We start from the raw sequence: 24,646 nt of genomic DNA on the forward strand, positions 1-24,646 counted from the left end.
TCATGGCGTGGCCCGTGCCGCGGGGGTTGCCGACGTCCCCAAGAAGCGGATGACCTCCTCGAGGAGGAGGGCGCGCCCCCGCTCCGGACGATCCAGGTGCACGAAGTGGGTCGCCTGGGAGAGCACGACGGCCTTCACTTCGGAGGCATGGTCCAGGTGCTCCTGGAGCCGGGTGACGTCCTCGGGCCGGCTCCAGAAGTCGTTCTCGGAGCGGAGGATGAGGACGCGCGCGGTGATGGAGGCCGCGTCCCAGAGTTGCCGTCCGGTGGCGAGGTAGAAGCTGTCCTCCAGCGCGCCCGACGGGGCCCGAAAGGCCGGCGGAGTGCGCGAGGCCGATGCCGGATCGCTCGCGAGCGCCTCGCGCTGGAGGGCCTCGGCCACTGCCGGATCGCGCCACAGGGCCTTGTCCTCCAGGGGAATGGACCGGTCCCAGACTCCGAGGAGCGAGGCCGCCGTGTTCCACCGGTAGGCCTCCAACCCTTCGGCATTGAAGTGGCCGGGCCGCTTCGGGTCCTCGAAGTCCGTACCGCGCCCCAGCATCTTGTGCTCGGCGCTTCCGGCGTACAGCGCGTTGAGGATGACCAGGTGGCTGACTTCCTCGGGGTGGAGGCTGGCGTACATGCCCGCCCAGTGGCCACCGGTGGCCCAACCCAGGATCGCGACTCGCGGCTGACGGGTTCGCTTCTTCACCCAACCCACCACGGCATGCAGATCCCGGACGACTTCGTGAGAGCTCACGAGCGGCCGGCCCGATGCGGGCACACTCATGGCCTGGGGCCGCGTGGAGCCACCGTAGCCTCGCGCATCCATGACATAGACGGCATGCCCCGCGCGCGCGAGGTCCGCCGCGAGCGAGCCGCCCTCGACAGGCAGGTCGAAGGAGGCGCGGCCCGGGACTCGAGCGCCATGAAGGAGGATGACGGGTGGAAGTCCGGGCACCTTCGTCCCGGTGTCGCGCACCTCACGCACGGAGAGCTCGATGCCCGGCTCGCCTGGCACGCGGAGGTCCGCGCGTGTGACCACAGCCCAGGCGTTGCTCGCGAGCAGCGCTCCCATCAGGAGCAGGTTGCGGACAACGGTCGTGCCTCTCACCTGAAGACTCACCGAGGCCTCCTGTCGGGCTTTGCGTTGGAATGCGTGTGGGTTGTGGGGCGGGAAGTTTAATCCAGGAAGCGGCGCTCCCAGCGGAGTAGCTCCTCGGTGATCGGGTAGAAGTCGTCGAAGTCACTGCGATACAGGTGGGGCTCGAGGAGCCGGGCGAGCGCGCGGTGCAGGGGGGGCGTCTGGCCCGCCTCCACGTCTCCAACCTCAGGATGCTCTCCCAGAGTGATGAGCACCCGGTCTCCGCTCATTTCCTGGAGGGAGATACCCGGGAGTGCGAGGCGTTCTCGTAGACCGGGCACACCGCCGAGCTTTCCGAGCACGGGCTCCCCGAGAAAATTCATCCAGTGCACGCCCTCTACCCAGGTGTTCATGCGAAGTCTCGCCCTGCTCAAGGCAAGGTGCACTCCCGGGTAGCGCGGTCGGATGTGCTGGAGGGCCTCGCCCAAATACCAGCCGTCCGAGCAGAGGGCGAAGTCCACATACCCCGAGTTGAAGGGGAGCTCCGCAGCCATATCGAGGGCCAGGGCACGGACCTGATCCGCGCCTCGTTCCTCCAGGAACTCCGTGGGCAGTCGCACATATAGGACGCTCACGGTGTTCTCCTGCTCTGGCCACGGGGAGGGGAAGGCATCCAACCCTCTGTAGTGCACGCGGAGCTCATCCACTTCCTCGAATTTTTTGCCATCCAGTACAAACCATGCCGACGTATCTGGCTCCGGATTCAATGTTCGAATGCGGAGTCTTTCCCATGCGGCGTCATCGAGTGGGTCGGCTTGTCCCTCACCAGCGTCATACCAGGCGAGTTGGTAGGGGTGTATCCGTTCACGAAGGAGCTGTAGGGCACGCAAGACGGCGGGGGCGATCCGCTCGTTGGGATGCTGCATGTAGAAGCACATGAGCAGGGCATCGCTCGCGACCAGCCCGCCGCGCTCGGTGTGGTGCCGCAATCTCGGGTAGCGCATGGGGACTTTTCCTACTTGATCTGCTCCACTCCCCACCGTGGGGAGACGAGCTGAGGGGTTACGCCGAGAATCCTCTTATAAACATCGCCCTGTGATAAATCGCGCCAGCGGCCTTCCTTGTACCATTCCCAAGAAGCCGGTTTGTTCTCCGGGCACGGGAACTTGAGATCGTACACGCGGACAATGATGCCCTTTTCATCCAGGATGATGATGTCCGGCTCGATGGTGCCCTTCAGACCACTCCAGCCCTGCTCCGTCACGATCTGGCTCATCAGATTCTCCTCCATGAACTCCCATTTCCCCGTTGCTGGGTTGATGTAGAAGCGGGGATAGAGCCGGTAGCGCTCCGGAGGTATCAACTTGTTCAGTGCCTCGCGCAGGCACGACCAGGCCTGCTCATGCTTGAAGAGTCCCAGGTACGCGGCCCACGTCGTTCGTTCGCCCACCTTGACCTGGCCACAGAGCTCCGCGCTGGGGCTCTTGCCCTTGAAATGGTAGTCGTTGATCTCCTGGTCCGCCTTGCGGGTGCACTGTGCGATGGCGCTCTCGATCTTCGAGCGCAGGTCCGCGGCCAGTTCCACACCCCGACGCTCGGCCGAGCCGATCTGGGGCGCAGCAGCCGCCGCCGTCATGGCCACTGCCGTGCCGACGGCCACCGCCTTCGTTCCCAAGGTGTGGGCTCGCTGCGCCGCCTCCGCTATCTCTGATGAGCCGGTGCAGCGCTCCCACTGTCCGGGGAGCTTCTTGAGACAGCACTCGGGGGTCAGGTCCCATTGCCCGCATTCCCCCAATCCTTCGAAGGGATCTGACTCCGCCAGACACCCTGCCTGGAGCACGGCCAGGAGAGCCAGCGCCCACACGGGGCCACTCTTCGCGGTATGAAGCACGGAACCCAGCATAGAGGCGCCATGAGTGACGAGACAGCGGAGAAGGGGACGGGCACCGAGCAACCGGTGACGGATGCTGGAGGGCAGGAGCAGCGTTGGCCGCGTCGCCACCTGTTGCGCTGGACCCTACTGGGTCTGGTGCCCGCCGCGGCGGGAGGTGGATGGGCCGCCTTCAAGTGGCTCGGCGAACGCGAGCGGCGCGTCGAGGACGAGGAAGGTGGGCCGCTCGATGGATATGAGGCGGAAGCGGGGCTGGCGAGGGGGGGACCGGCCAAGGGGCGGCTGGGCGATGAGGCCTGGGCCGTGCAGTTGACCCAGCAGGCCACCGCGCCCTGTTTCGCGGGCAGCCAGAGCGCGAGCCTCAGGTTGGCCTTGGCCGTCAAGGTTTCTCCCTCCAACGCGCTGGCCCGGGTGATGGGTGCATGCTGGTTCATGCAGACAGATCGGTGGGATCTGGTGCCGGGGGTTCTCTCACATCCTTCGGTTCAGGACACTCCGGAGGCACGTCTGCTGCTGGACCTCACCGAGCGCCGGCCCCGTGCTCCCGACTGGCGCCATGCCTTCTTCGACGCCTGGAAGGCGCTCGGACGGCCCGATTTCAGCAAGAGCACCCTGCTTCCCGAGCCCCTGGAGTGGAATCACCTGATCTCCAACGGGTTCACCCGCTCCCCGGCCGACCAGACCTGGCGCTTCCCGGTGCTGATATTGCACCCAGCGTCGGCGGAGCAGGAGCAGCAGTGGATGCTCGAGCAGGTTCGCGCCAGTCAGTCCGTGCCATTGCTCATGGCTCTACGCGAGCAACTCCTTTCCCTCGAAGTACAAGCGCCGCTGCGCCGCTTCCTGCTGTCCGCGGTGGAGGAGCGGATCGGGCAGCTCGCCGGGCCTTCTCCGCGGACCCTCCAGCTCGCGCTGGTCCCCTTCCTGGCTGGCAAATCACCCGAGGTGCCCCTCGAGCGGCGGGATCTGGAAGCACTCGAGAAGATCGTCGCGCTGCCAGAGTGGAAGCAGCCCTCCAGCGAGGAGTTCTTCCTGGAGGTGCGAGGGCTCATCGACATGATGTACGCGCCTGGCCACCATGCCTTCGCGATGGCGACGTTGGCTCAGGGCCTATCCCTCGGCTCGTGGCTCCTGCAGCGGGCCCGGGTCAGCAAGGCGCACCTGTCCGAGGACGAGCAGCGGTGGCTGGGACGGTTGCTGTGGGAAGTGGGGGCGCGCCTGCGCGAGCAGCGTTCGCGTCTGGAATTGGAGCTGGGACTCCAGCTCCAGATGTTTGGTTCGGAGTTGACGGGGCACAGCCCGACACGGGTGGACAGCATCGGCATGTGGGGGGAGCTGGGGACGTGGGAGGACGCCTTGAAACGGGCGGCCTTTTACCGCTGGCCCCTGGCTCCCTTGCAGGAGGAATCCTGTGTCCTTCGGGCTCGCAACGAGCACGTGTGGATGCAAGCCTTTGCTGGAAAGGGCGAGCTGCCCTGACGCCACGTCAGGTGAAGACGCGCTCCATGTGCACGAAGGGGCGCTCGGCGCGGATTCCCTTGGCGCGGCAGTGCTCGATGAAGCGATTGGACTCGACGATCTGCGGGGCCTTGTCGTCGTAGGCCAGCACCATCACGTGCCGCAGCCACGGCTCCTGGCCCATCGCGTAGACGTACACGTCCTTGGGGTTGAGGTGCGTGACGATCTCCGTGGCCCTTGCGCAGTTCGAGCCGTTCAACCGTCTCGACTGGTCCACCTTGCGCGGCACCGGCTGGCTGAGCAGCGGCCCGTACATCCAGCTCATCGGCCCTCCCTCGCACTCCATTCCCAGGAAGAGCACGTCGATCTCTCCCACCACTTCGCGCAGGTACTGGTAGAGCCTCGGCTCGATGGCGTTGGAGTCCGCCGCCATCAGCAGCGACTTGCCTCCAATCTGCACCAGGTGTGCGATCTTCGCGTGGATGGACAAATCACTGTGCTCGCCCAGGAAGGGCACGCCGGTGATGGCTCCGCCGGGAATCGGCAGACGCTGCAACTCGTCCAGCTCCACCACGTTGCGGAAGCCCGTGTTCTCCAGCATCAGCCGCAGCGAGGGATCCGCCAGCCCTCCGCCATTGTTGCGCGGCACCACCACCGTGCCCACCCGGTGGCGCAGTTGCAGCAGCGTCTCCATCATCAGGTGATCGGCGTGGCCATGGGTGATGACCACGTAGTCGATGCGCTCGGGCAGGTCCGCGTGCGTGAAGCGCGGTTGCTCCGTGGGGAACTCGTAGCTGATGACCGGATCCGTCAGGATGGAGACCCCGCCCGCCTCGATGAGCACGCACGCATGCCCGAAGTAGCGCACGCGCACTCCCTCTCCGGACCAGGGCTCGGTCCGGCGCGGAGGCGTCTCGGTGAAGAGGGCCGCGAAGTCCGCCGCGGCGCTGGACGGCACTCCCAGCATCTCCGCCACCGCTCCCGGTGAGCCCGGGGTCGTCCTCATGCGGAACAGTGCGTCCAGTCCCTCGTGCCGGTAGGGCACCTTCAGCCACAGCGGCGAGTCCCCCTCCAGCCGCGGCGTGCTGTAGATGTATTTGCGCTCGTCTCCCTCCACCTGCATCAGGAAGATGCTCTGCGCGGACTCCTGGTGGTAGCGGCTCCGGTAGAGCAGCGGCTCGATGAAGCGGAAGCTGGCGTGGTTGGCCATGTCATACGTCAGCTCCACGTAGCCTCGCAGGATGTCTGGCACCTTGGGGTAGAGGCCCTCGATCGACGTCCCCGTCGCCGAGGTGGCCAGCAACTGCTCCAGCTCGGCCACCGCCTTGGCGAAAGCCACCATGTGCGCCTGCTCGCGCGTGGTGCGCTCCAGCAGTGCCTTGACCTCGGGGGCGCGCGAGGCCGGGTGGTTGAGGAACGGTCCCCCCATCAGCGCCGGGTTCTTCAGCGCCGCGACGTGCACCTCCGGGTTGGTGACGAACGAGGACATCAGCTTGGCGTGCAGGTTCGTCACGAACAGCGGCGCCGTCGCGGGTGACAGCAGGTACCACCACACGTACCACTGGTTGTAGAGCGGTTCGATCGCGACGTTGGGCTTGAGGTACTGGAGGGCGGCCATGAGAAGACTCGAGGTGGAGAGGGACGGGATGGGGCTGCTTCAGGTGCCCTGGCCTGGGGTATTGCGGCGGAGGTCGAACTCCTTGCCAAAATACTCTTCCCAGCGCTGCATGTTCTGCTCGCTCTGGCTGATGTAGGGCGACAGGCCGATCATCTTCACCACCAGTCGGTTGACGCCGTCGAGCAGCGGGGGCAGGGGCCGCAGGAAGTCCACGAAGAGCACGACGCGATCCCCGTCGCTCTCCTTCCACACCTCGTGATCATGGGTGTCGTCGAAGACGAGGCTGCGCCCCTCTTCCCACGAGGAGATGTCCTGGCCCACCCGGATGCGGCACTTGTCGGGCTCGGGCACGAGGAGGCCCAGGTGGTAGCGCAGCACGCCCTTGTAGTGGCCCGTGTGCGCGGGGATGTGTTTACGGCCGCGCAGGATGGAGAACATGGCGGTCCTCATGCCGGGGATGCTCTCCAGCAGGCGCGTCGTCTCCGGGCAGCGCCGGCAGTTCTCCTCCATCTTCACCCCGTAGCCGTAGAAGACGAACGTCTTCCACTTGTCATCCGTGGTCAGCTCACGCTGCTCGTGCTGGAGGTCCTGGAAGTTGGGGATGATGTCCACCCCGCGCATGACCACGTCCAATTCCTGGCGGATGGTGCGCCATTCCCGTTCCAGGTGGGCCGTGAAGGGGAACTCCCGGGGCTGGAAGAAGGTGCGCCGCGCCTCGGGCCTCTGATCGATGGCTCGGGTGACCTGCTTCGCGGTGTGGATGACTCCCGTCGTGACGGCGCCTCCCACCGTCCGCAGGGCGCGCTGCCTCAATTCGTCAATCAAGCGGTTCGATCTGGTTTCCATGTCTGACCTTCTGGCGAACGCCTGTAAGGGGAAAAGACATATCAAAATCGGACTTCAAACGGGTCGTGGAATCTTCAGGAAGCCGAGCCTCGTGTGCGCAGGTGCTTCTCGAGGGTGTCCGCCATCAGTTGCTCCTGCTCGGCCGCCTGGAAGATCGCCTGCATACGCTCCAGGTTGCGCCGGTATGAGGGTTTCTCCACGACTTCGTCGAGCAACCCCGTGAGGGTGTCGGGTGACAGGGTGTCGATGGACGAGCGCACGCCGAGGCCATGGTGGGCGACCCGGGCCGCCACACCGGGCTGATCGAACTGGACGGGCAACACCACCATGGGCACGCCGAAATAGATGCACTCCTTGACGCTGTTGAAGCCGCCGTGGGTGACCATCGCGGAGGCGCGCCGCAGCATCTGGAGCTGAGGCACGTGCTGCACGCACAGGAGGTTGGACGGGGGGTCCCCGTTCGTCGCCGCCGAGCCCTTCCACTGGTTGGTGGCGACCACGAACTGCCACTGGGGGCGCCGCCGCGCCGCGTCGATCACCGAGTGGTGGAAGCGCTCGGCCCGATCGGGGTGGATGGCCATCGTTCCCAGGGAGCACACGACGAGGGGCCGCTCCCCGTCGAGCTGCTCCCACGGGAAGGGCGGCTCCTGGCGTTGGAGATCGATGGCGGGCCCCATGTAGAGGTAGTCGATCGACAGCCCGGCACCGCGGAACTCCACGAACTCGCGCGGGCAGAGGATGATCATGGGCTCGTGCTCGCCCGTGGGCCTGCCCGCGAAGTCCAGGCCCGAGAGCGGATAGCCATGCTTGCGCGCCAGCGCGTGCCGATATTTGAGCACGTTCGGATCGAGCCCCACCTGGTGGCGCGCGAACGCCAGCTTCGAGTCGAGCAGGATGCGCCCCCAGTCCAGGGCGCCCCGGAGCGTGCTGGAGAGCAGACCGTCGGGAATGACGCCCGAGGTGGGCGGCGGCGTCCCGGGCTCCCACCGCAAGGGGATGCTCGTGTTCAGCAGCAGGGTGGGCACTCGATGGCCGTGGAGGATCAGGGACCGTTCGGGGAACAGCACGTCGGTGATGCCCAGGTCCGGGCGCGTCCGGGCGATGATCCGATCGAACTCGCCGTCGAGCAGGGACTCGAGCATCCGCGTCTGCTTGCGGACCAGCTCGCGCACATAGGCCATCCTCTCGAGTCCACTCAGCCCTCCGAGGCGGGCCATGACCTCCGCCTGGAATCCCTTGGGGAAGAGCTCCGCGAAGAGGCTTTCGAACTCGAAGCCCTCGCCCCGGATGAGCTCCTCCGTGTCCGGGAGGCCGCAATAGACGATCCGGTGGCCCCGCGCCTGGAGGGCCCGGGCCAGCTTGAGCGATGGGTTGATGTGCCCGCGCTCGTGCATGGGGGTGAAGAGGATGGTGGACACGGGGGACTACCTGGTGGCGGCTTCCAAGAGGAAGGAGGGGTTCAGGAACGCGGAGCGCGGCGGATACCAGGGCCATGCGCCCCAGGTGGGCCGTGGCGGCGCGGATTCATCGGGCGGCGTGAGGGACAACACTCCCTTGTCGAAGAGCCCCTCCAGCAGCGAGCGCTCGGCCTCGCCGTGTCCCAACCGGCCCGCTGGCTGGCCCAGGAGCTCGGGGAGTGACTCGCGTTCCCGCTCGCTCAGGACGCCGCCCGCGTAGTCGGAGCTGAACCGCCCGCTGGCCTCGTCGAGCCGGCGCACCATGGGGCTCAGGCGCAACACCAGATCGTCGAAGCTCCAGCGCGGCGCCTCGGCTTGCGACTCCAGCCGGGCCACGCAGGCGCGGACGCTGGCGGAGAAGGTCTCGCGGGTGAACGTGCGGCGGATGAGCGCGGCCCCTCGCTGACACGCTTCCCGGAGCGGGCCCGGTGCCTGGATGTCCTGGAGGATCCGCTCCGCCACGGTGGCGTAGGCCCCCGGCGTGCCCGAGGCCATGCCCGCGCTCTCGCGCACGACGATGCCGTGGCCGGGCGGGAGCGCATGGCGATTGTTGCCCGCCCCATTGGTGTAGATGGGGCAACCGTTGAGCACCGATTCGAGCACATACATCCCGAAGGGCTCGGGGACGGTGTTGTAGACGAGCCCGAAGCGGGCCTTTTGAAAGAGCTGGAAGAGCGCGGGCTGGCTCAGGTGTGCGACAGGCAGCAGGAGATCCTCCAGCCGTAGGTCCGCGGCCTGGAGCGCCGCCACCAGCGCGGATGCGTCGAAGGGGTGGCGGAAGCGGAGCACATGCTGCATGAGGGAGTAGTCCTCGGCGGACACCACCAGGCGCACGGGTGGATGACCGTGCTCCCGGGTCAGTACTCGCAGGTGCAGGAGGATCTGGCAGACGGCCGCCCAGTCCGCCTTCGAGGGTTGGAGCGCATGGCCCAGCACCTCGCCGCGATCGAGCGCCTCCTGCACGGACGAGGGCAATCCTCCGCCGGGCAGGCGGGGATCCCCATCTTTCGCCTCCAGGCAGGGCAGGGTTGGGACGATGGACTCCACCACCTGGGCTCCGCGGGGTTCCAGGCACCGGCGCTGGCGCCAGTCCGGCATCATCAGCAGCGCGGAGAGCGTGTCGTGGATGTAGGGCGACAGCGTGCCGTACAGGTCGATGACGGGGTTGCCGAGCCAGGTGGTGGGCGCGCCGTGGAGCCCGTGGAAGTACACGAACGTCCGCCGGGCCCGCTCCCGAGAGGGGGGAGAGATCCACAGGCCGAGATCACAGTAGACGGCCAGGTCCGCGGGCGGCCGGGAGCGCAGGGCCAGCAGGCGCCGCGCGGTGGCCACGGGGATGCCCGCGTCTGGCGCGTTGACACGATGGTGGTTGTGGCGCTCGACGCCATAGCCAAGCGCTCGCAGCTCGTCTTCCACCCAGGCGTTGATGGCCCCGGAGGCGTTCTGGTAGGGCTCGGCTTCCAGGAACAGATGGGCACTGCGACTCATGCGAGCTCTCTCTCTCGTGGATGTGCTTGCAGGGGTGGCGCCTCCCGGAGCTGGCCGGACTCCAGCCGGATGAGGCGATCCGCCAGGTGGAAATAGCGATCGTCGTGGGAGATGACGAGGAGCGCCTTCCCGCGCCGCTTCAGCTCCGGCAGCAGCTCCTCGTAGAAGACATGCTTGAAGGTGGGATCCTGATCCGCCGCCCACTCGTCGAAGACGTAGAAGGGCCTGTCCTCCAACCACGCCGTCAGCAGGGCGAGCCGCTTGCGCTGGCCCTGTGAGAGCGCGGTGGTGGACAGCACGCCCTGCTCCAGCCGCACCTTGCGATCGAGCTGGAGCCGCCGCAGGTACTCCCGCACACGCTCGGAGAGATCCGGCGGCGCCAGCCCCACCATCCGCTCGAAGAGGTAGAAGTCCGAGAAGATTGTCGAGAAGTGCTGGCGGTAGTCTTCCAGGTTCTGGCCGGTGACGGGGACGCCGTTCACGCGGATCTCCCCGCGCTCGGGCAGGTACAACCCGGTGATGAGCTTGGCCAGCGTCGTCTTCCCGCTGCCGTTGCCGCCCACCAGGAAGATGATCTCCCCACGCCGCAGCGTCAGCTGGAGGGGCCCGAGCGTGAAGGCCCGATCCTCCTGCTCGCTGTGATAGGTGTGCGTGACACCGTTCAGCTCGAGCTCCCGGAACGTGCTCACCGGGTGCTCGGCGGATGCGGCCAGGCGCGGGGCCTCCTGCCCGTCGAGCCCGAGGTGGGTGATGCGCTCCAGCGCGACGTTGCTCTGCTTCAGCACGTGGGTGGTGTTGAGCAGGGTGTCCAGTGGCTGTTGCAGGTACAGGACCGTGAGGGTGAAGCCCATCAGGGTCGAGGTCTCCACCGCCAGGAAGCGTGGCAGGACGAAGAGGAGCAGCCCCACCATCACGAAGAACAGCAGGCTGCCCCAGATCTTGGTGGCGGAGTCCAGGTAGCTGCTGTGGGTTCGCAGCCGCCGCAGCTCCGCGGCCGTGCGCACCAGGTCCTCCGCCAGGAAGGACTCACGCCGCTCCCGGTGCTGCTTCAGCTCCTTGATGCCTTCGGTGAGGGCACGGAAGTTCTTGAAGAGCACATCCTGGACATCCCGCGTGGTGCGGATGAGCCGAGTGACATAGCGGGCCGGTAGCAGGTAGCTGAGCACGCCCAGGAACATGAAGACGAGGCATCCCAGCAGGGCGGGCCACGACAGCCAGGCCATATAGGTCAGGCACCCGATGATGACCGCGAGGTGGCTGATGACGGTGGGCAGGATCAGCAGGCCGGTGCTGGTCACCATGACGTCGTCCGCGAGCGTGGCCAGCAGCCGATGCGGGCCCAGTTCCTCCAGCCGCCGCAGCGGCGTGGCGAGAATGCGGTGGAAGAGGTCGACGCGCAGCTCGTACACCATGCGCTCGTGGAGATGGTTGAGCAGCATCTGCGAGCCCATGCGCGAGACGAGCGCCAGCACGCACGTTCCGATGAAGCCGGGCAGCAGCCAGGGCTCGCGGTTGCCCGCGAGGACGTGGTTGATGAGCGCGAGGAGCCCCGCGCTCGCCGCACCGGACAGGAGCCCGCCCAGGACGGCCAAGCACAAGAGGAGCCGCGAGCGCCGCCAGAGCAGGGCGAGCAACCTCATGCGGCCACCTCTCCGTCGCGCGCGGGCGGGTCGGGCAGGTCCACCAGCGGCCGATCCGGCTCCTCCACCACCTGCTTCAGCAACGCCTGGAATTCCTCCGCCAGGGCCGCGATCGTTTTTGGCTCGAAGAGCTCGGACTTGTACTCGAAGCGGCCCGCCAACCCCTCCGGGCCGTCCGCCAGCACGAGCTGCAGGTCGTTGAGGATCAACTCCAGGTCTACTTGCACCACGCTCATGGAGAGCCCGGCCACCGAGGGGGTGGGCGGCGCGAACGTCTGGAAGACATAACCGATGGGGCTCAAGGGGCGGCTGTCCGCCTGCCCCGGACGCAGCAGTTTCACCAGCTCCACGTGCGGCAGGGCCTGGTGCTCGGACGCCTCGAGGTAGTCCGTGCGCACGCGCCGCAGCACCTCGCGGAAGCTCGGGTCACCGGACAGGTCCGTGCGCAGCAGCAGGTAGTTGGCGAACATGCCCGCCATCGGCTCCAGCTCTGGGCGGGGGCGGTTGGCATGGACGAAGCCCACCATCATGTCCTCGTGCTTCGTCCGCCGTGACAGGAAGGACTCGAGCGCGGCCAGTCCCAGCATGAAGGGTGTGACGCCTTCGCGCCGGGCGAGTGTCCGGAGCGCATCCGACAGCTCCCGCGACAGGGTGAAGCCGTGGCTGCCCTTGCGGAAGCTCTCGGTCTCCGGGCGTGAATGATCGAAAGGCAGTGGCGGCGGAGACGGTGGCTTCGCCAGCCGGAGGCTCCAGTACGCCCGGTGTTGTTCCAGCACCTCGCCTTGCATCCACTCGCGCTGCCAGAGGGTGTAGTCCCGGTAGCTCAGCGTGGGCTCGGGCAGCGGTGAGGGCTCGTCCTCGCTGAAGGCCTCGTAGAGCGCCGCCAGCTCGCGCAGCATCACCATGCCGGACACGAGATCCGTCACGGCGTGGTGCATGGCGAGCATCAGCACGTGCGTCGTGTCCGACAGGCGGTAGAGGCGCGTGCGCATGAGCGGCCCCTGCTCCAGGTCGAACGGACGCCAGCCTTCCTCGTTCAGCCGCCGCAGGAGCTCGGCCTCCTGTGCCTCCTCTGTCAGGTGGCTGATCTCCTCCACCGGCAGCTCCCACCGATCGGGTGGGGCCACGCGCTGCAGGGGCTGGCCGTTCACGACCGGGAAGGAGGTGCGCAGCGGCTCGTGGCGGCGCACCAGCTCCTCCAGGGCCATCCGCAGGGCCTCCACGTCCAGCGGCCCTTCCAGCCGCAGCGGGGTGAGGACCCGGTTGTAGATGCTCCCCGCTCCCTGGCGCTCGGGAGACCAGTAGGCCTCCTGCGCGAAGGACAGGGGCACGTCCCCGTCCGCGTGCATGGGAGTGACGGGAGGCGGTCTCGCGGGCGCGCCATCGCGGGGAGTCCCGAGCCGCTCGGCCAGTTGGGCCACGGTGGGCAGGTCGAACAGCTCCTGCAGGGAGATGTCCACGTCGAACACGGCGCGGATGCGCGTCACCAGCTGGGTCGCCGCCAGCGAGTGTCCGCCCAGGTCGAAGAAGTCGTCGTGGATGCCCACGCGCTCCACGCCCAGCAGCTCCGCCCACAGCCCCACCAGCAGCTCCTCCACCGTGTTGCGCGGAGGCACGTGGTCCGCGGCTCGGGCTTCGGACATGCCCGGCACCGGCAGCGCCCGCCGGTCCAGCTTCCCGTTGGGCGTGAGCGGCAGCGCCTTCAGGAAGACGATCGCCGCGGGCACCATGTACTCGGGCAGACGCTCCTTGAGCGCGGCGCGCAGGGTGGACTCCTCGGGCACGGGCTCGTCCGCCACCACGTACGCGACGAGCCGTTGCACTCCCGGCGTGTCCTCGCGGACGAGGGCGACGGCGTCCTCCACCGAGGGGTGCTCTCGAAGCGCGGAGGCGACTTCACCGGGCTCGATGCGGAAGCCACGCAGCTTCACCTGCTCGTCGAGGCGGCCGAGGAACTCCAGCGATCCGGAGGGCAGCCAGCGGACGTGATCGCCCGTGCGGTAGAGGCGGGCGCCGGGCTCGGGGGAGAAGAGGTCGGGGATGAAGCGCTCGGCGGTGAGCTCGGGACGCCCGAGGTAGCCGCGAGCGACGCCCGGGCCACCGACGTAGAGCTCGCCGGGGAGTCCCACGGGAAGAGGCCGCAACTGCTCATCCAGGACGTAGACGCGAGCGTTGGGGAAGGGCTTGCCGATGGTGGGCTGGAGGGGGTCGACGCGAGACTCGATGGAGGCGCAGACGGTGACCTCGGTGGGGCCGTAGGCGTTGAGGAAGTGGCGGCCGGAGGACCAGCGCGCGGCGGTCTCAGGAGGGCAGGCCTCGCCCGCGGTGAGGACGGTCTCCAGGCCCTCGAGGCCCTCGGGGTCGAGCTGCGCGAGGACCGAGGGGGTGAGGGTCACTGCGGTGATGGCGCGCTCGCGGAGCAGGCCATGCAGGGGCGCGCCCGGCATGAGCTGCTCACGCGGAGCCAGGTGGAGGCAGGAGCCGGCGAGCAGGGAGGCGAAGACCTCGCAGACGGAGGCGTCGAAGCCGATGGAGGCGAACTGGAGGACGCGGCTGTCAGGACGGAAGCCATGCTCGCGGACGGCGGCGAGGGCGGTGTTGCACAGGCCGCGGTGGGTGAGCAGGGTGCCCTTGGGCCGGCCCGTGGAGCCGGACGTGTAGATGACATACGCCAGGTTGTCCGGCACGCCGCGCGCGGGCGGCGCCTCCGTGGGCTGGGTAGCCACCTGCGGCCAGTCCGTGTCCAGGCACACGAGGAATCCGCTCTGCGCGGGCAGCTCGTCCACCAGGTGATCCTGGGCAAGCAGCACCGGCACGCCCGAGTCCTCCATCATGAACGCGAGGCGGTCCGAGGGGTAGGTCGGATCCAGGGGGACCCAGGCGCCGCCGGCCTTGAGGACGCCGAGCATGCCCACGATGAAATCGAACGAGCGTTCGACGCACAGGCCGACCCGCGTCTCGGGACCGACGCCGAGGGAGCGCAGGTGCCAGGCGAGCTGGTTGGCGCGAGCGTCCAGCTCTCGGAAGGAGAGGGTGGCGTCGCCGGTGGACACGGCGGGCGCGTCCGGAGTGCGGGCCACCTGGGCCGCGAAGAGCTGATGGGCGAGGACGTCACGCGGGAAGTCCACGTGACTGTCGTTCCACTCCACCAGCACCCGGTGCCGCTCTTCCTCGGTGAGCAGCGACAGCTCGCCCAGCGGCTGCTCGGGCCGGGCCAGTACCGCCTCCAGCGCGCCTCGCCAGTGCTCCAGCAACTGCTCGATGGCTTCGGACGTGAAGCGCGCCGCGTCGTATTCGAGCCGCAGTCTCAGCTCCTGCCCGGGGACGACCGCCGCCGCCAGCGGATAGTTGATGCGCTCGATGAAGCGGAGGTCTCGAATCTCCAGGCTGCTCCCCCGTTCGTAGACGGAGGTGTCCACCGGGTAGTTCTCGAAGACGAGGAAGCTGTCGAAGAAGGACGTGCCCCGGGGCAGCTCGCTCCAGCCCTGCACCTTCACCAGTGGGCTGTGCTCGTGCTGGCGCATCTCCACCTGCCAGGCTTGCAGCTCCTTCAGCCACTGGAGCACTGGCACCCGTGGCTCCAGCCGCACCCGCACCGGAAGCGCGTTGATGAAGAGGCCCACCATGGACTCCACGCCTTGCAGCTCCGGCGGGCGGCCGGCGACCGTGGTGCCGAAGAGCGCGTCCTGCGTGCCCGCGTAGCGGCCGAGCAGCAGGCCCCAGGTGGCCTGCGCCAGCGTGTTGAGCGTGAGCTGGTGCTCGCGGGCGAATGTCTGCAACCGCGCGGTGTGCTCGGCCGACAGGTGGAGCATCCGCTCCCCGGGAGGCAGGTGCTCCTGGCCCACAGCGGGAGGCCGGGCCAACGGCAGCGGCGTGGGCGCGGTGAAGTCCCGGAGCGAGCGCCGCCAGAAGACCTCGGCGCTCGCGTCGTCCTGGCGTTGCAGCCAGGCGATGTACTCGCGGAAGGCCGCCACGGGCTGCTGGGGCGGCGTCTCACCTCGCAGCATCGCGTGGTACGTGCCGAAGAGCTCCTGGACGAGCAGGCCCATGCTCCACCCGTCCAGCAGCAGGTGGTGGTACGTCCACACCAGCCGCGCGGCGCGCTCGTCCAGGTGGATGAGCGCCAGGCGCATCAGCGGCGGATGGGCCAGGTCGAAGCCCGCGGCGCGATCCTCGAGGAGGAAGGCCTCCAGCCGCGTCTGCTGCTCCGCCGGGGAGACGCCGTGCCAGTCCAGCTCGCGCCAGGGGAGCTCGGCTCGCGGGCGTACCACCTGGAGGGGCTCGGTCACTCCTTCCCGGTGGATGGCGGTGCGGAGGATCGCGTGGCGCTCCGTCAGCCGCTCCAGCGCTCGGCGGAAGACGTCCACCTGGAGCGGTGTGCCGAACGTCCACGTGAGCTGCTCGAGGTACATGCCCACCCGCGGCGCGAACAGCGAGTGGAAGAGCATGCCCTGCTGCATGGGCGACAGCGGGTAGATGTCCCGCACGAGCGGATCCTCGCGGAGGATGTGCTCGAGCCCCTCTGGAGTGAGGCGCGCCAGGGGGAAGTCGGCGGGCGTGCGGCGGGCGGCGTCCGCGCTGGCCCGGCCGGCGATGATGTGCCGCAGCGCCTCGAGGAAGCGCGTGGCGAGCATCTGGACGGTGTCTCGTGTGTGGAGCGCCTCGCTGTAGCCAATGCGCAGATCCAGCCGGCCCGCGAGCACGTAGCCGCCCACCTCCAGCACATGGGGACGGTGCTCCCGAGGGCCGATGGTGGGGCCGGTGGGCTCTCGCACCAGGGCGAAGGCACCCTCGGCCCGCGCGCCGGTGTCGAACTGGCCCAGGTAGTTGAAGCTGACCTCGGCGGCGGGCAGGGCACGCAGGCGCCGTGCCGTCTCGTCCTCGCGCAGGTAGCGCAGCAGGCCATGGCCGAGACCTCGTCCTGGCACCCTCGCCAGTTCGTCGCGAACGGCGCGCACTGCCTCGCCCGGGCTGGCCGTCTCGGGCACCTCCAGCAGCACCGGGTACAGCGAGGTGAACCATCCCACCGTGCGTGACAGGTCCACATCGTCGAAGAGGTCCTCGCGGCCGTGTCCCTCTAGATCGACCAGCAGCCGGGACTGTTCCGACCACGGTGCCAGGGCCTGCATCAGCGCCGCCAGCAGCACCTCGTCGATGCGGGCCCGGTAGGCGGACGGCACCTCCTGCAACAGCAGGCGGGTCTCCTCCTCCTCCAGCGACACCGTCACCCCGTTCGCCGAGGCGAAGGTGTTGTCACCGCCGGCAATGTCCCTCGGGAGCGGGAGCACGCGCGTGCGGGCCTCGTCCAGCCAGAAGGGCAGCTCCGCCGCCACCGCTGGCGAGCGGGCATGCGCCACCAGCCGATCCGCCCACGTCTTGAATGACGTGCTCTTGGGCGGCAGCGACACCGGTTGCCCCTGACGGAGCTGCTGGCAGGCCGTGCCCAGGTCTTCCAGCAGCGTGCGCCAGGAGACGCCGTCCACCGCCAGGTGATGGATGACGAGCAGCAGGCGCCCGGTGCGTCCTTCTCCTCGCTCCGCCAGGCCCGCCGCTACCAGCGGGCCGTTCTCCAGCGAGAGGCCGCGCTGAAGCTCCTCGGCGGCCTGCTCCATTCGCGAGGCGTCCAGCCGGCGCAGCACCACCGCGCCACCCGGCTCGGCGCATGCCAGCCGACGGCCTCCCTCCGCCTGAGTCAGGCGCAGCCGGAGCGCGTCATGGTGCTCCACCAGGTGGTTCAGCGCCCGCTCCAGCACCTCCGCCTCCACCGGCTCGCGCACCTCCACCATCACCGCCTGGTTGAAGTGGTGCGGCGTCTCCAGCTCCCTCTCGAGGAACCAGTGCTGGATGGGCGTGAGTGGCACGGGGCCCACCACCGGACCCTGCTCGCCCGTCGTGGCCCGGACCTCCATCGCCACGGGCGCCAGCTCGGCGATCGTCTGGTGCTGGAAGAGCTGCTTGGGCGTGAGGCGCAGGCCCACGCGGTGCGCGCGGGCGATGATCTGCAGGCTGACGATGGAGTCTCCGCCCAGCGCGAAGAAGTTGTCGTGGATGCCCACCTTCTCCAGCCGCAGCACGTGCGCCCAGATGCTGGCGAGCTCTCGCTCCACGGGCGTCCGTGGCTCCGCGTAGGCCGTCCTCGCCGAGCGCTCCAGCTCCGGCGCGGGCAGGGCCCGGCGATCCACCTTGCCATTGGAGGTGAGGGGCAGGGCGTCCAGGGAGACGAGGGCCGCGGGCACCATGTAGTCGGGCAGCCGCTGCTGGAGATGACGGCGCAGCTCCGCCACGTCCGTCACCTGACCCACCGCGGGCACCACATAGCCCACCAGCCGCTTGACGCCCGGCGAGTCCTCGCGCGCCATCACCACCACCTCGCGCACGGTGGGGTGCTGCGCCAGGGCCGTCTCGATCTCGCCCAGCTCGATGCGGAAGCCGCGGATCTTCACCTGCAGGTCCGTGCGGCCGAGGTACTCGATGTGGCCGTCGGCACGGAAGCGAGCCAGGTCCCCCGTCTTGTAGAGGCGCTCGCCGGGGAGGCGCGAAAAGGGGTGGGGGACGAAGCGCTCGGCGGTGAGCTCCGGACGGTGGAGGTAGCCGCGAGCCAGGCCCATGCCTCCGATGTAGAGCTCGCCGGGGACGCCCACCGGCACCGGTTGCAGGTGGCCATCGAGGACGAAGGCCTGGAGGTCGGGAATGGGCACGCCGACGATGCTGCCCGAGGCGCCCTCGGCATCAGCGGCGCACAGGGCGCGGTAGGTGACATGCACGGTCGTCTCGGTGATGCCGTACATGTTGACGAGCTGCGGCTTGCTGTCGCCGTGCTTGGAGAACCAGGGGCGCAGACTGGCGAACTCGAGCGCCTCGCCGCCGAAGATGACGTAGCGCAGGGACAGCTCGCCGGGCTCGGTGGACGTGGAGTCGGCGTGGATGAGCTGGCGGAAGGCGGAGGGCGTCTGGTTGAGGACGGTGACGCGCTCGCGGCGCAGCAGGGACAGGAAGCTGTCGGGAGAGCGGCTCACCCAGTAGGGGACGACGACGACACGGCCACCGTAGAGCAGGGCCCCCCACAGCTCCCAGACGGAGAAGTCGAAGGCGTAGGAGTGGAAGAAGGTCCAGACGTCCTGCGAGTCGAAGTGGTACCAGTGCTCGGTGGCGCTGAAGAGGCGGACCACCTGCTCGTGGGGAATCTGCACGCCCTTGGGCCGGCCGGTGGAGCCCGAGGTGTAGATGATGTAGGCGAGGTTGGTGGGCGTGACGCCCGAGTCCGGGGCGTGGGTGGGCTCGGAGTCCAGCCCGTTGTCGGGCGAATCCAGCAGCAGCACCGAGGCGCGGTGCGCGGGCAGCTTGTCCTGGAGCGAGGACTGGGTGAGGAGCACCGGGACGGAGGTGTCCTGGAGCATGAAGGCCAGGCGCTCGGAGGGGTAGGCGGGATCCATGGGGACGTAGGCGCCACCGGCCTTGAGGATGCCGAGGAGGCCGATGAGCATGTCCATGGAGCGCTCGACGCACAGGCCGACGAGGCAGTCAGGGCCGACGCCGAGGGAGCGCAGGCGCCAGGCGAGCTGATTGGCGCGGGAGTCGAGCTGGCGGTAGGTGAGGTGGAGATCCTCGAAGGACGCGGCGAGGGCATCCGGCGTGCGGGCCACCTGGGCCTCGAAGAGCTGATGCAGGGCCGGGCCTCGGGCGAAGCCGTCGCGCAGCGTGTTCCACTCCACCAGATGCTGGCGGCGCTCGGACTCGGCGAGCAGCGGCAGCTCCGACACGCGCTGCTCCGGCCGCTGCACCACTCCCTTCAGCAGCACCTCCAGATGTCCCAGCATCCGGTCGGCGGTCGCTGCCTCGAAGAGGTCCGTGTTGTACTCGAGCGCCGTCTCCAGGCCCTGCTCACCGTCGGTGACGTAGAGGGTCAGATCGAACTTGGCCGTCTGTCCGTCCACCGGCAGCGGACGCAGCGTCAGCCCCGGCAGGGCCCGCTCCATCACCAGCCCCTGCTGGTAGACGAGCATCACCTGGAAGAGCGGCGTGCGGCTCAGGTCGCGCTCGGGCTGGAGCGCCTCCACCAGCCGCTCGAAGGGCACCTCCTGGTGGCTGAAGGCTCCGAGCACGGACTCCTTCGCCCGGGCGAGCAGCTCGCGGAAGGGCGTGCGCGCGCCCATGCGGGCCCGCAGCACCAGCGTGTTGATGAAGAGGCCGATGAGCCCCTCCAGCTCGGGGCGCCCTCGTCCGGAGACGGGCGTGCCCACGTTCAGATCGTCCTGGCCCGAGTAGCGGTACAGCAGCGTCTGCAACGCGGCCAGGTACGTCATGAAGGGCGTGACGCCCTCGCGGCGATGGAAGGCACGCAGGGACTCGGAGAGGGCCGGCGGCAGGCGGCGGGTGGCCACCGCGCCCCGGTTTGTGACGAGCGCCGGACGCGGCTTGTCCGTGGGCAGCTCCAGGCCTCGCGGCGCCCCCTCGAGCTGCTGTCTCCACCAGCCGAGCTGCGTCTCGAGCACCTCACCCTGGAGCCTCGAGCGCTGCCATGCCGCGTAGTCCGCGTACTGCACCGGCAGCGGCGCCAGCGGCGAGGGCTCGCCCCGGCGGAAGGCGTCGTAGAGCGCGGCCAGCTCGCGCAGCAGCACCTCCACGGACCAGCCGTCCGAGATGATGTGATGCATCGTCAGCAGCAGCACATGCCGCTGGGACTCCAGGCGCAGCAGGGTGATGCGCAGCAGCGGCCCGCGGGCGAGCTCGAAGGGCCGGTGAGCCTCCTCCGTGGCGAGCCGGCGCGTCTCCCGCTCGCGCTCCTCGGCGGACAGCGGCTCCAGGTCCATCACGGTGAGGGGCACCGTGGCCTGGGTGTGGACGACCTGCTCACCTCCGTGCTCTCCTTGGCGGAGCGTCGTCCGGAGCGACTCGTGGCGCTGGACGAGCTCCGAGAAGCATCGCTCGAGCACGCCCACGTCGAGCTCGCCCTCCATCTGGATGGCCGCCGGGATGTTGTAGAGGGCGCTCTGCGGCTGCCACTGGTCGAGGAACCACAGGCGCTGCTGGGCGAAGGACAGGGGCAGCTCGCCGTCGCGGGGAGCGGGGCGCAGGGCCGGCACGGCGCCGTGCTCGTGGGTCTGGAGCGAGTCCAGGCGCTCGGCGAGCCGGGCGGCGGTGGGGGCCTCGAAGAGGGCGCGCAGGGACAGCTCCACGCCGAACGTCTCGTGTACGCGCGCCACCAGGCGGGTGGCCAGCAGGGAGTGTCCACCGAGCGCGAAGAAGTCATCGTGGATGCCCACGCGCTCCAGGCGCAGCACGCGGGCGAAGAGGCCGCACAGCAGCTCCTCGGTGCGGGTGTGCGGAGCCGTGTACGCGCGCGAGTCCGCCGCGGTGGACGACGGCGCGGGCAGGGCCCGGCGATCTACCTTGCCGTTGGAGCTGAGGGGCAGGGACGGCAGGGAGACGATGGCCGCGGGCACCATGTAGTCGGGCAGCCGCTGCTGGAGGTGACGGCGCAGCTCCGCCGCATCCGTGACCTGACCCGCCGCCGGTACCACGTACGCCACTAGACGCTTGTCGCCGGGCACGTCCTCTCGAGCCACCACCACCGCCTCGCGCACCGTGGGGTGCTGGCCGAGCGAGGCTTCAATCTCTCCCAGCTCGATGCGGAAGCCGCGCAGCTTCACCTGGAAGTCGGTGCGGCCGAGGTACTCGATCTCCCCTCCGGGCAGGTAGCGCGCCAGGTCACCCGTCTTGTAGAGGCGCGCGCCGGGTTCGGTGCTCAGAGGGTCGGCGATGAAACGCTCGGCGGTGAGGTCGGGCCGGCGGAAGTAGCCGCGCGCCAGTCCGATGCCTCCGATGTAGAGCTCACCCGGCACGCCCATGGGCACCGGGCGCAGGTTCGCGTCGAGAATGTGGAGGCGGAGGTTGGTGATGGGGCGGCCGATGGGCACGCTGCGTCGCGAGTCCCCGCGCTCGCACGTCCAGTGGGTGACGTCCACGGCGGCCTCGGTGGGGCCGTAGAGGTTGTAGAGGCTCGCCGGCAACCGCTCGAGGCAGCGCTGAGCGAGCTCCGCGGGCAGGGCCTCGCCGCTGCAGACGATGCGCTTGAGGTGGGTGCAGGACTCCAGCCCCGGCTGCTCCAGGAAGACCTGGAGCATGGAGGGCACGAAGTGCAGGGTGGTGATGCGCTCGGAGGCGATGGTGCGCACCAGGTAGGCACCGTCCTGGTGGCCCCCGGGAATGGCCATGACGAGACGCGCGCCGGTGAGCAGCGGCCAGAAGAACTCCCACACGGAGACGTCGAAGCCGAAAGGCGTCTTCTGGAGGACCGAGTCCTCGGGCGTCAGGCCGTAGGCGGACTGCATCCACGCCAGGCGGTTGCAGATGGCGACGTGGGTGTTGAGCGCTCCCTTGGGCCGGCCGGTCGAGCCCGAGGTGTAGATGATGTAGGCGGCGCCCTCGGGAGCCACGGCCACCTGGGGCCGGTGCGTGGGCGCACGGGCGATGTCCTCCCAGCCCGAGTCGAGGCACACCACGCGCGCGGAGGTGGCGGGCAGCGCCGGCTTCAGGCGCTCCTGCGTGAGGAGCACGGGGGCGGAGGCATCCGCCATCATGAAGGCGAGGCGCTCGGCCGGGTAGGACGGGTCCATCGGCACGTAGGCGCCACCGGCCTTGAGGATGGCGAGCAGGCCCACCACCATCTCCAGCGAGCGCTCCATGCACACGGCCACCGGTACCTCGAGGCCGACGCCCAGCGAGCGCAGGTGATGGGCGAGCTGGTTGGCGCGCTCATCCAGCTCCCGGTAGGTGAGCTGTGTGCCCTCGTACGAGACGGCGGGCGCGTTCGGGGTGCGATCGACCTGGGCCTCGACGAGCCCGTGCAGCCGTGCATCGGACGGCAGCGGCGCGCGGGTATCGTTCCAGTCGACGAGCAGCTTCTGGCGCTCGGCCTCGGTGAGCAGCGGCAGCTCGGCCACGCGCTGCTCTGGCTGGTCCACCGCTCCCTTCAGCAGCACTTCGAGATGCCCGGCCATGCGGGCCACCGTGGCCTCATCGAAGAGGTCGGTGTTGTACTCGAAGGAGACGCCCAGTCCCTCGGGGCTGTCGGTGAAGGCCAGCGAGAGATCAAACCGCGAGGTGTGGCTCTCCACTTCGAGCGGACGCAGGGTGACGCCGGGCAGGGCGCCCCTCAGCGCGAGTCCCTGCTGGTAGACGACCATCACCTGGAAGAACGGCGAGCGGCTCAGGTCTCGCTGGGGCTGGAGCACTTCGACCAGCTTCTCAAAGGGCACCTCCTGGTGGCTGAAGGCATCCAGCGTGGACGCCTTCACCCGCGCGATCAGCTCGCGGAAGCTGAGCCGGCCCTCGGGCCGGGCTCGCAGCACCACGGTGTTGATGAAGAAGCCGATGAGCCCTTCCAGCCCGTGCTGCTCGCGGCCCTCCACCGGCGTGCCGAGCGCGAAGTCCTCCTGGCCCGAGTAGCGGTGCAGCAACACCTGGGTGGCCGTCAGCAGCGTCATGAAGGGGGTGACGCCCTCGCGGCGGTGGAAGGAGCGCAGCGAGTCGGAGAGGGCGCGGGGCAGGCGGTGCTCCCGCACGGCGCCGCGATAGCTCTGGTGCGCGGGCCTCGGGCGATCCGTGGGCAGTTCCAGCGCCTGGGGCATCCCCTCGAGCTGCTTGCGCCACCAGTCGACCCGCGACTCGAGCTCTCCGCCCTGGAGCCAGGAGCGCTGCCAGACGGCATAGTCCGCGTACTGCACGGGCAGGGGCGGCAGCGGCGAGGGCTCGCCCCGGGTGAAGGCGCCGTAGAGTGCCACCACCTCGCGCAGCAGCACCTCGATGGACCTGTCGTCCGAGACGATGTGGTGCATGACGACCACGAGCACGTGGTCCTGTTCGTCCAGCCACAGCAGGGAGGCCCGCATCAACGGGCCCGTGGCCAGATCAAAGGGTCGCTGGGCCTCCTCGTTGGCGAGCCGACGCGCCTCGCGCTCACGATCGGACCCGGACAGCGGCCGCAGATCGATGACGGGGAACGGCACGGGCTGCGGCGGATGGATGACCTGGAGGGGATCCTCCGCCGTGGCCTGGAAGGTGGTGCGCAGCGCTTCGTGGCGACGGAAGAGCTCGTCGAAGGAGCGGCGAAGGGCGTCGACGTCGAGGGCCCCCTGGAGACGGAGGGCGGAGGGGATGTTGTAGAAGGAGCTGTGGGGCTGCCACTGGTCGAGGAACCAGAGGCGCTGCTGGGAGAAGGAGAGAGGCAGGGCGCTGTCGCGAGGAGCGGGCCGCAGGGGCGGAGCGGAGGAGGAGCCCTGGGACTGAGTCTTCAGAGCGTCCAGACGCTCTGCGAGGCGGGCGGCGGTGGTGGCCTCGAAGAGAGCGCGCAGGGGCAACTCGAGGCCGAGCACCTCACGCACCTGGGCCACCAGACGGGTGGCGAGCAGGGAGTGGCCACCGAGGGAGAAGAAGTCGTCGTGGATGCCGACGCGCTCTAGGCGCAGCAGGCGAGCGAAGAGGCCGCACAGCAGCTCCTCGGTACGGGTGCGAGGAGGAGCGTAGGAGCGGGAGTCGTCAGAGCCGGAGGGAGCAGGCAGAGCCTTCCTGTCCACCTTGCCATTGGGAGTGAGGGGCAGGGCCTCCAGGACGAGGAAGGCCGAGGGCACCATGTACTCGGGCAGGTGCTGGGCGAGGTGGGCGCGCAGAGCGTCCACTTCCAGCGAGTGACCCGGACGAGCGGAGAGGTAGGCGACGAGACGCTGGTTGCCCGGAGAGTCCTCGCGCACCACCACCACCACTTCGCGCACGGAGGGGAGGCGGGAGAGGGTGGCCTCAATCTCACCCAACTCAATGCGGAAGCCACGCACCTTCACCTGGAAGTCGATGCGGCCCAGGAAGTCGAGGGTGCCGTCGGGCAGCCAGCGGACGCGGTCGCCGGTGCGGTAGAGGCGGGCGCCGGGGTGAGAGGAGAAGGGGTCGGGGAGGAAGGATTCAGCGGTGCGGCGAGGGTCGAGGAGGTAGCCACGGCCGACGCCGGAGCCACCGACGTAGAGCTCACCGGGGACGCCAATGGGGCAGGGGCGGGCGTGGGAGTCGAGGACGTAGAGGCGGGTGTTGCAGATGGGCTTGCCGAGGGGAACGACGGAGGAAGCGGGAGGAGAGGTGAGAGGCCCGTGGGTGACGTCGTCGGAGCACTCGGTGGGGCCGTAGGCGTTGACGAGGGGAA

Annotated in this window: 10 protein-coding genes; 1 reads left to right on the forward strand and 9 read right to left on the reverse strand. The window is 69.0% G+C overall.

The features are described 5' to 3' along the window. From DAT35_RS47635 to DAT35_RS47645, 3 genes are read right to left on the reverse strand one after another with little or no spacing between them, the layout of a single operon-like run. A complete protein-coding gene (locus DAT35_RS47635) occupies positions 1-1,104 on the reverse strand; it encodes an alpha/beta fold hydrolase (protein ID WP_233262132.1) in 1,104 nt (367 codons plus the stop codon). A gap of 56 nt (positions 1,105-1,160) precedes the next feature. Next, a complete protein-coding gene (locus DAT35_RS62000) occupies positions 1,161-2,066 on the reverse strand; it encodes a type VI immunity family protein (RefSeq protein ID WP_108076001.1) in 906 nt (301 codons plus the stop codon). Positions 2,067-2,077: 11 nt separating this feature from the next. Next, positions 2,078-2,926 carry a hypothetical protein gene (locus DAT35_RS47645; RefSeq protein ID WP_146210171.1) on the reverse strand — a complete coding sequence of 283 codons (849 nt, stop codon included), beginning with the start codon at positions 2,924-2,926 and terminating at the stop codon, positions 2,078-2,080. A 48-nt stretch (positions 2,927-2,974) separates the two neighbouring features. On the opposite strand from DAT35_RS47645, the gene DAT35_RS47650 reads away from it, so the two are divergent. Next, on the forward strand, positions 2,975-4,429 hold the full coding sequence (locus DAT35_RS47650; RefSeq protein WP_146210172.1) for a hypothetical protein: 1,455 nt from the start codon (positions 2,975-2,977) through the stop codon (positions 4,427-4,429). Between the two features lie 7 nt (positions 4,430-4,436). Here the strand turns inward: DAT35_RS47650 and DAT35_RS47655 are convergent, their stop codons facing one another. The 6 genes from DAT35_RS47655 to DAT35_RS47680 form a co-directional block, all read right to left on the reverse strand. Continuing rightward, positions 4,437-6,026: an MBL fold metallo-hydrolase gene (locus DAT35_RS47655; RefSeq protein WP_108076004.1), complete on the reverse strand. Its 1,590-nt coding sequence runs from the start codon at positions 6,024-6,026 to the stop codon at positions 4,437-4,439. Between the two features lie 39 nt (positions 6,027-6,065). Then, positions 6,066-6,872 carry an aspartyl/asparaginyl beta-hydroxylase domain-containing protein gene (locus DAT35_RS47660; protein ID WP_108076005.1) on the reverse strand — a complete coding sequence of 269 codons (807 nt, stop codon included), beginning with the start codon at positions 6,870-6,872 and terminating at the stop codon, positions 6,066-6,068. A gap of 74 nt (positions 6,873-6,946) precedes the next feature. Further along, positions 6,947-8,290: a glycosyltransferase gene (locus tag DAT35_RS47665; RefSeq protein WP_108076006.1), complete on the reverse strand. Its 1,344-nt coding sequence runs from the start codon at positions 8,288-8,290 to the stop codon at positions 6,947-6,949. A 6-nt stretch (positions 8,291-8,296) separates the two neighbouring features. After that, the gene (locus tag DAT35_RS47670) at positions 8,297-9,817 is read right to left on the reverse strand and encodes a glycosyltransferase (protein WP_108076007.1); all 1,521 of its coding nucleotides are present in this window, start codon (positions 9,815-9,817) and stop codon (positions 8,297-8,299) included. Then, positions 9,814-11,457, reverse strand: coding sequence for a cyclic peptide export ABC transporter (locus DAT35_RS47675; protein WP_108076008.1), 1,644 nt, complete (start codon positions 11,455-11,457; stop codon positions 9,814-9,816). Before DAT35_RS47675 ends, DAT35_RS47670 begins: the two co-directional genes overlap by 4 nt. Next, positions 11,454-24,646, reverse strand: a 13,193-nt coding sequence (locus tag DAT35_RS47680; RefSeq protein ID WP_108076009.1) for a non-ribosomal peptide synthetase, incomplete at its 5' end; no start/stop codon positions are given. The genes DAT35_RS47675 and DAT35_RS47680, both read right to left, overlap by 4 nt.

It is taken from the genome of Vitiosangium sp. GDMCC 1.1324, assembly GCF_003044305.1.
Classification (GTDB): Bacteria; Myxococcota; Myxococcia; order Myxococcales; family Myxococcaceae; genus Archangium.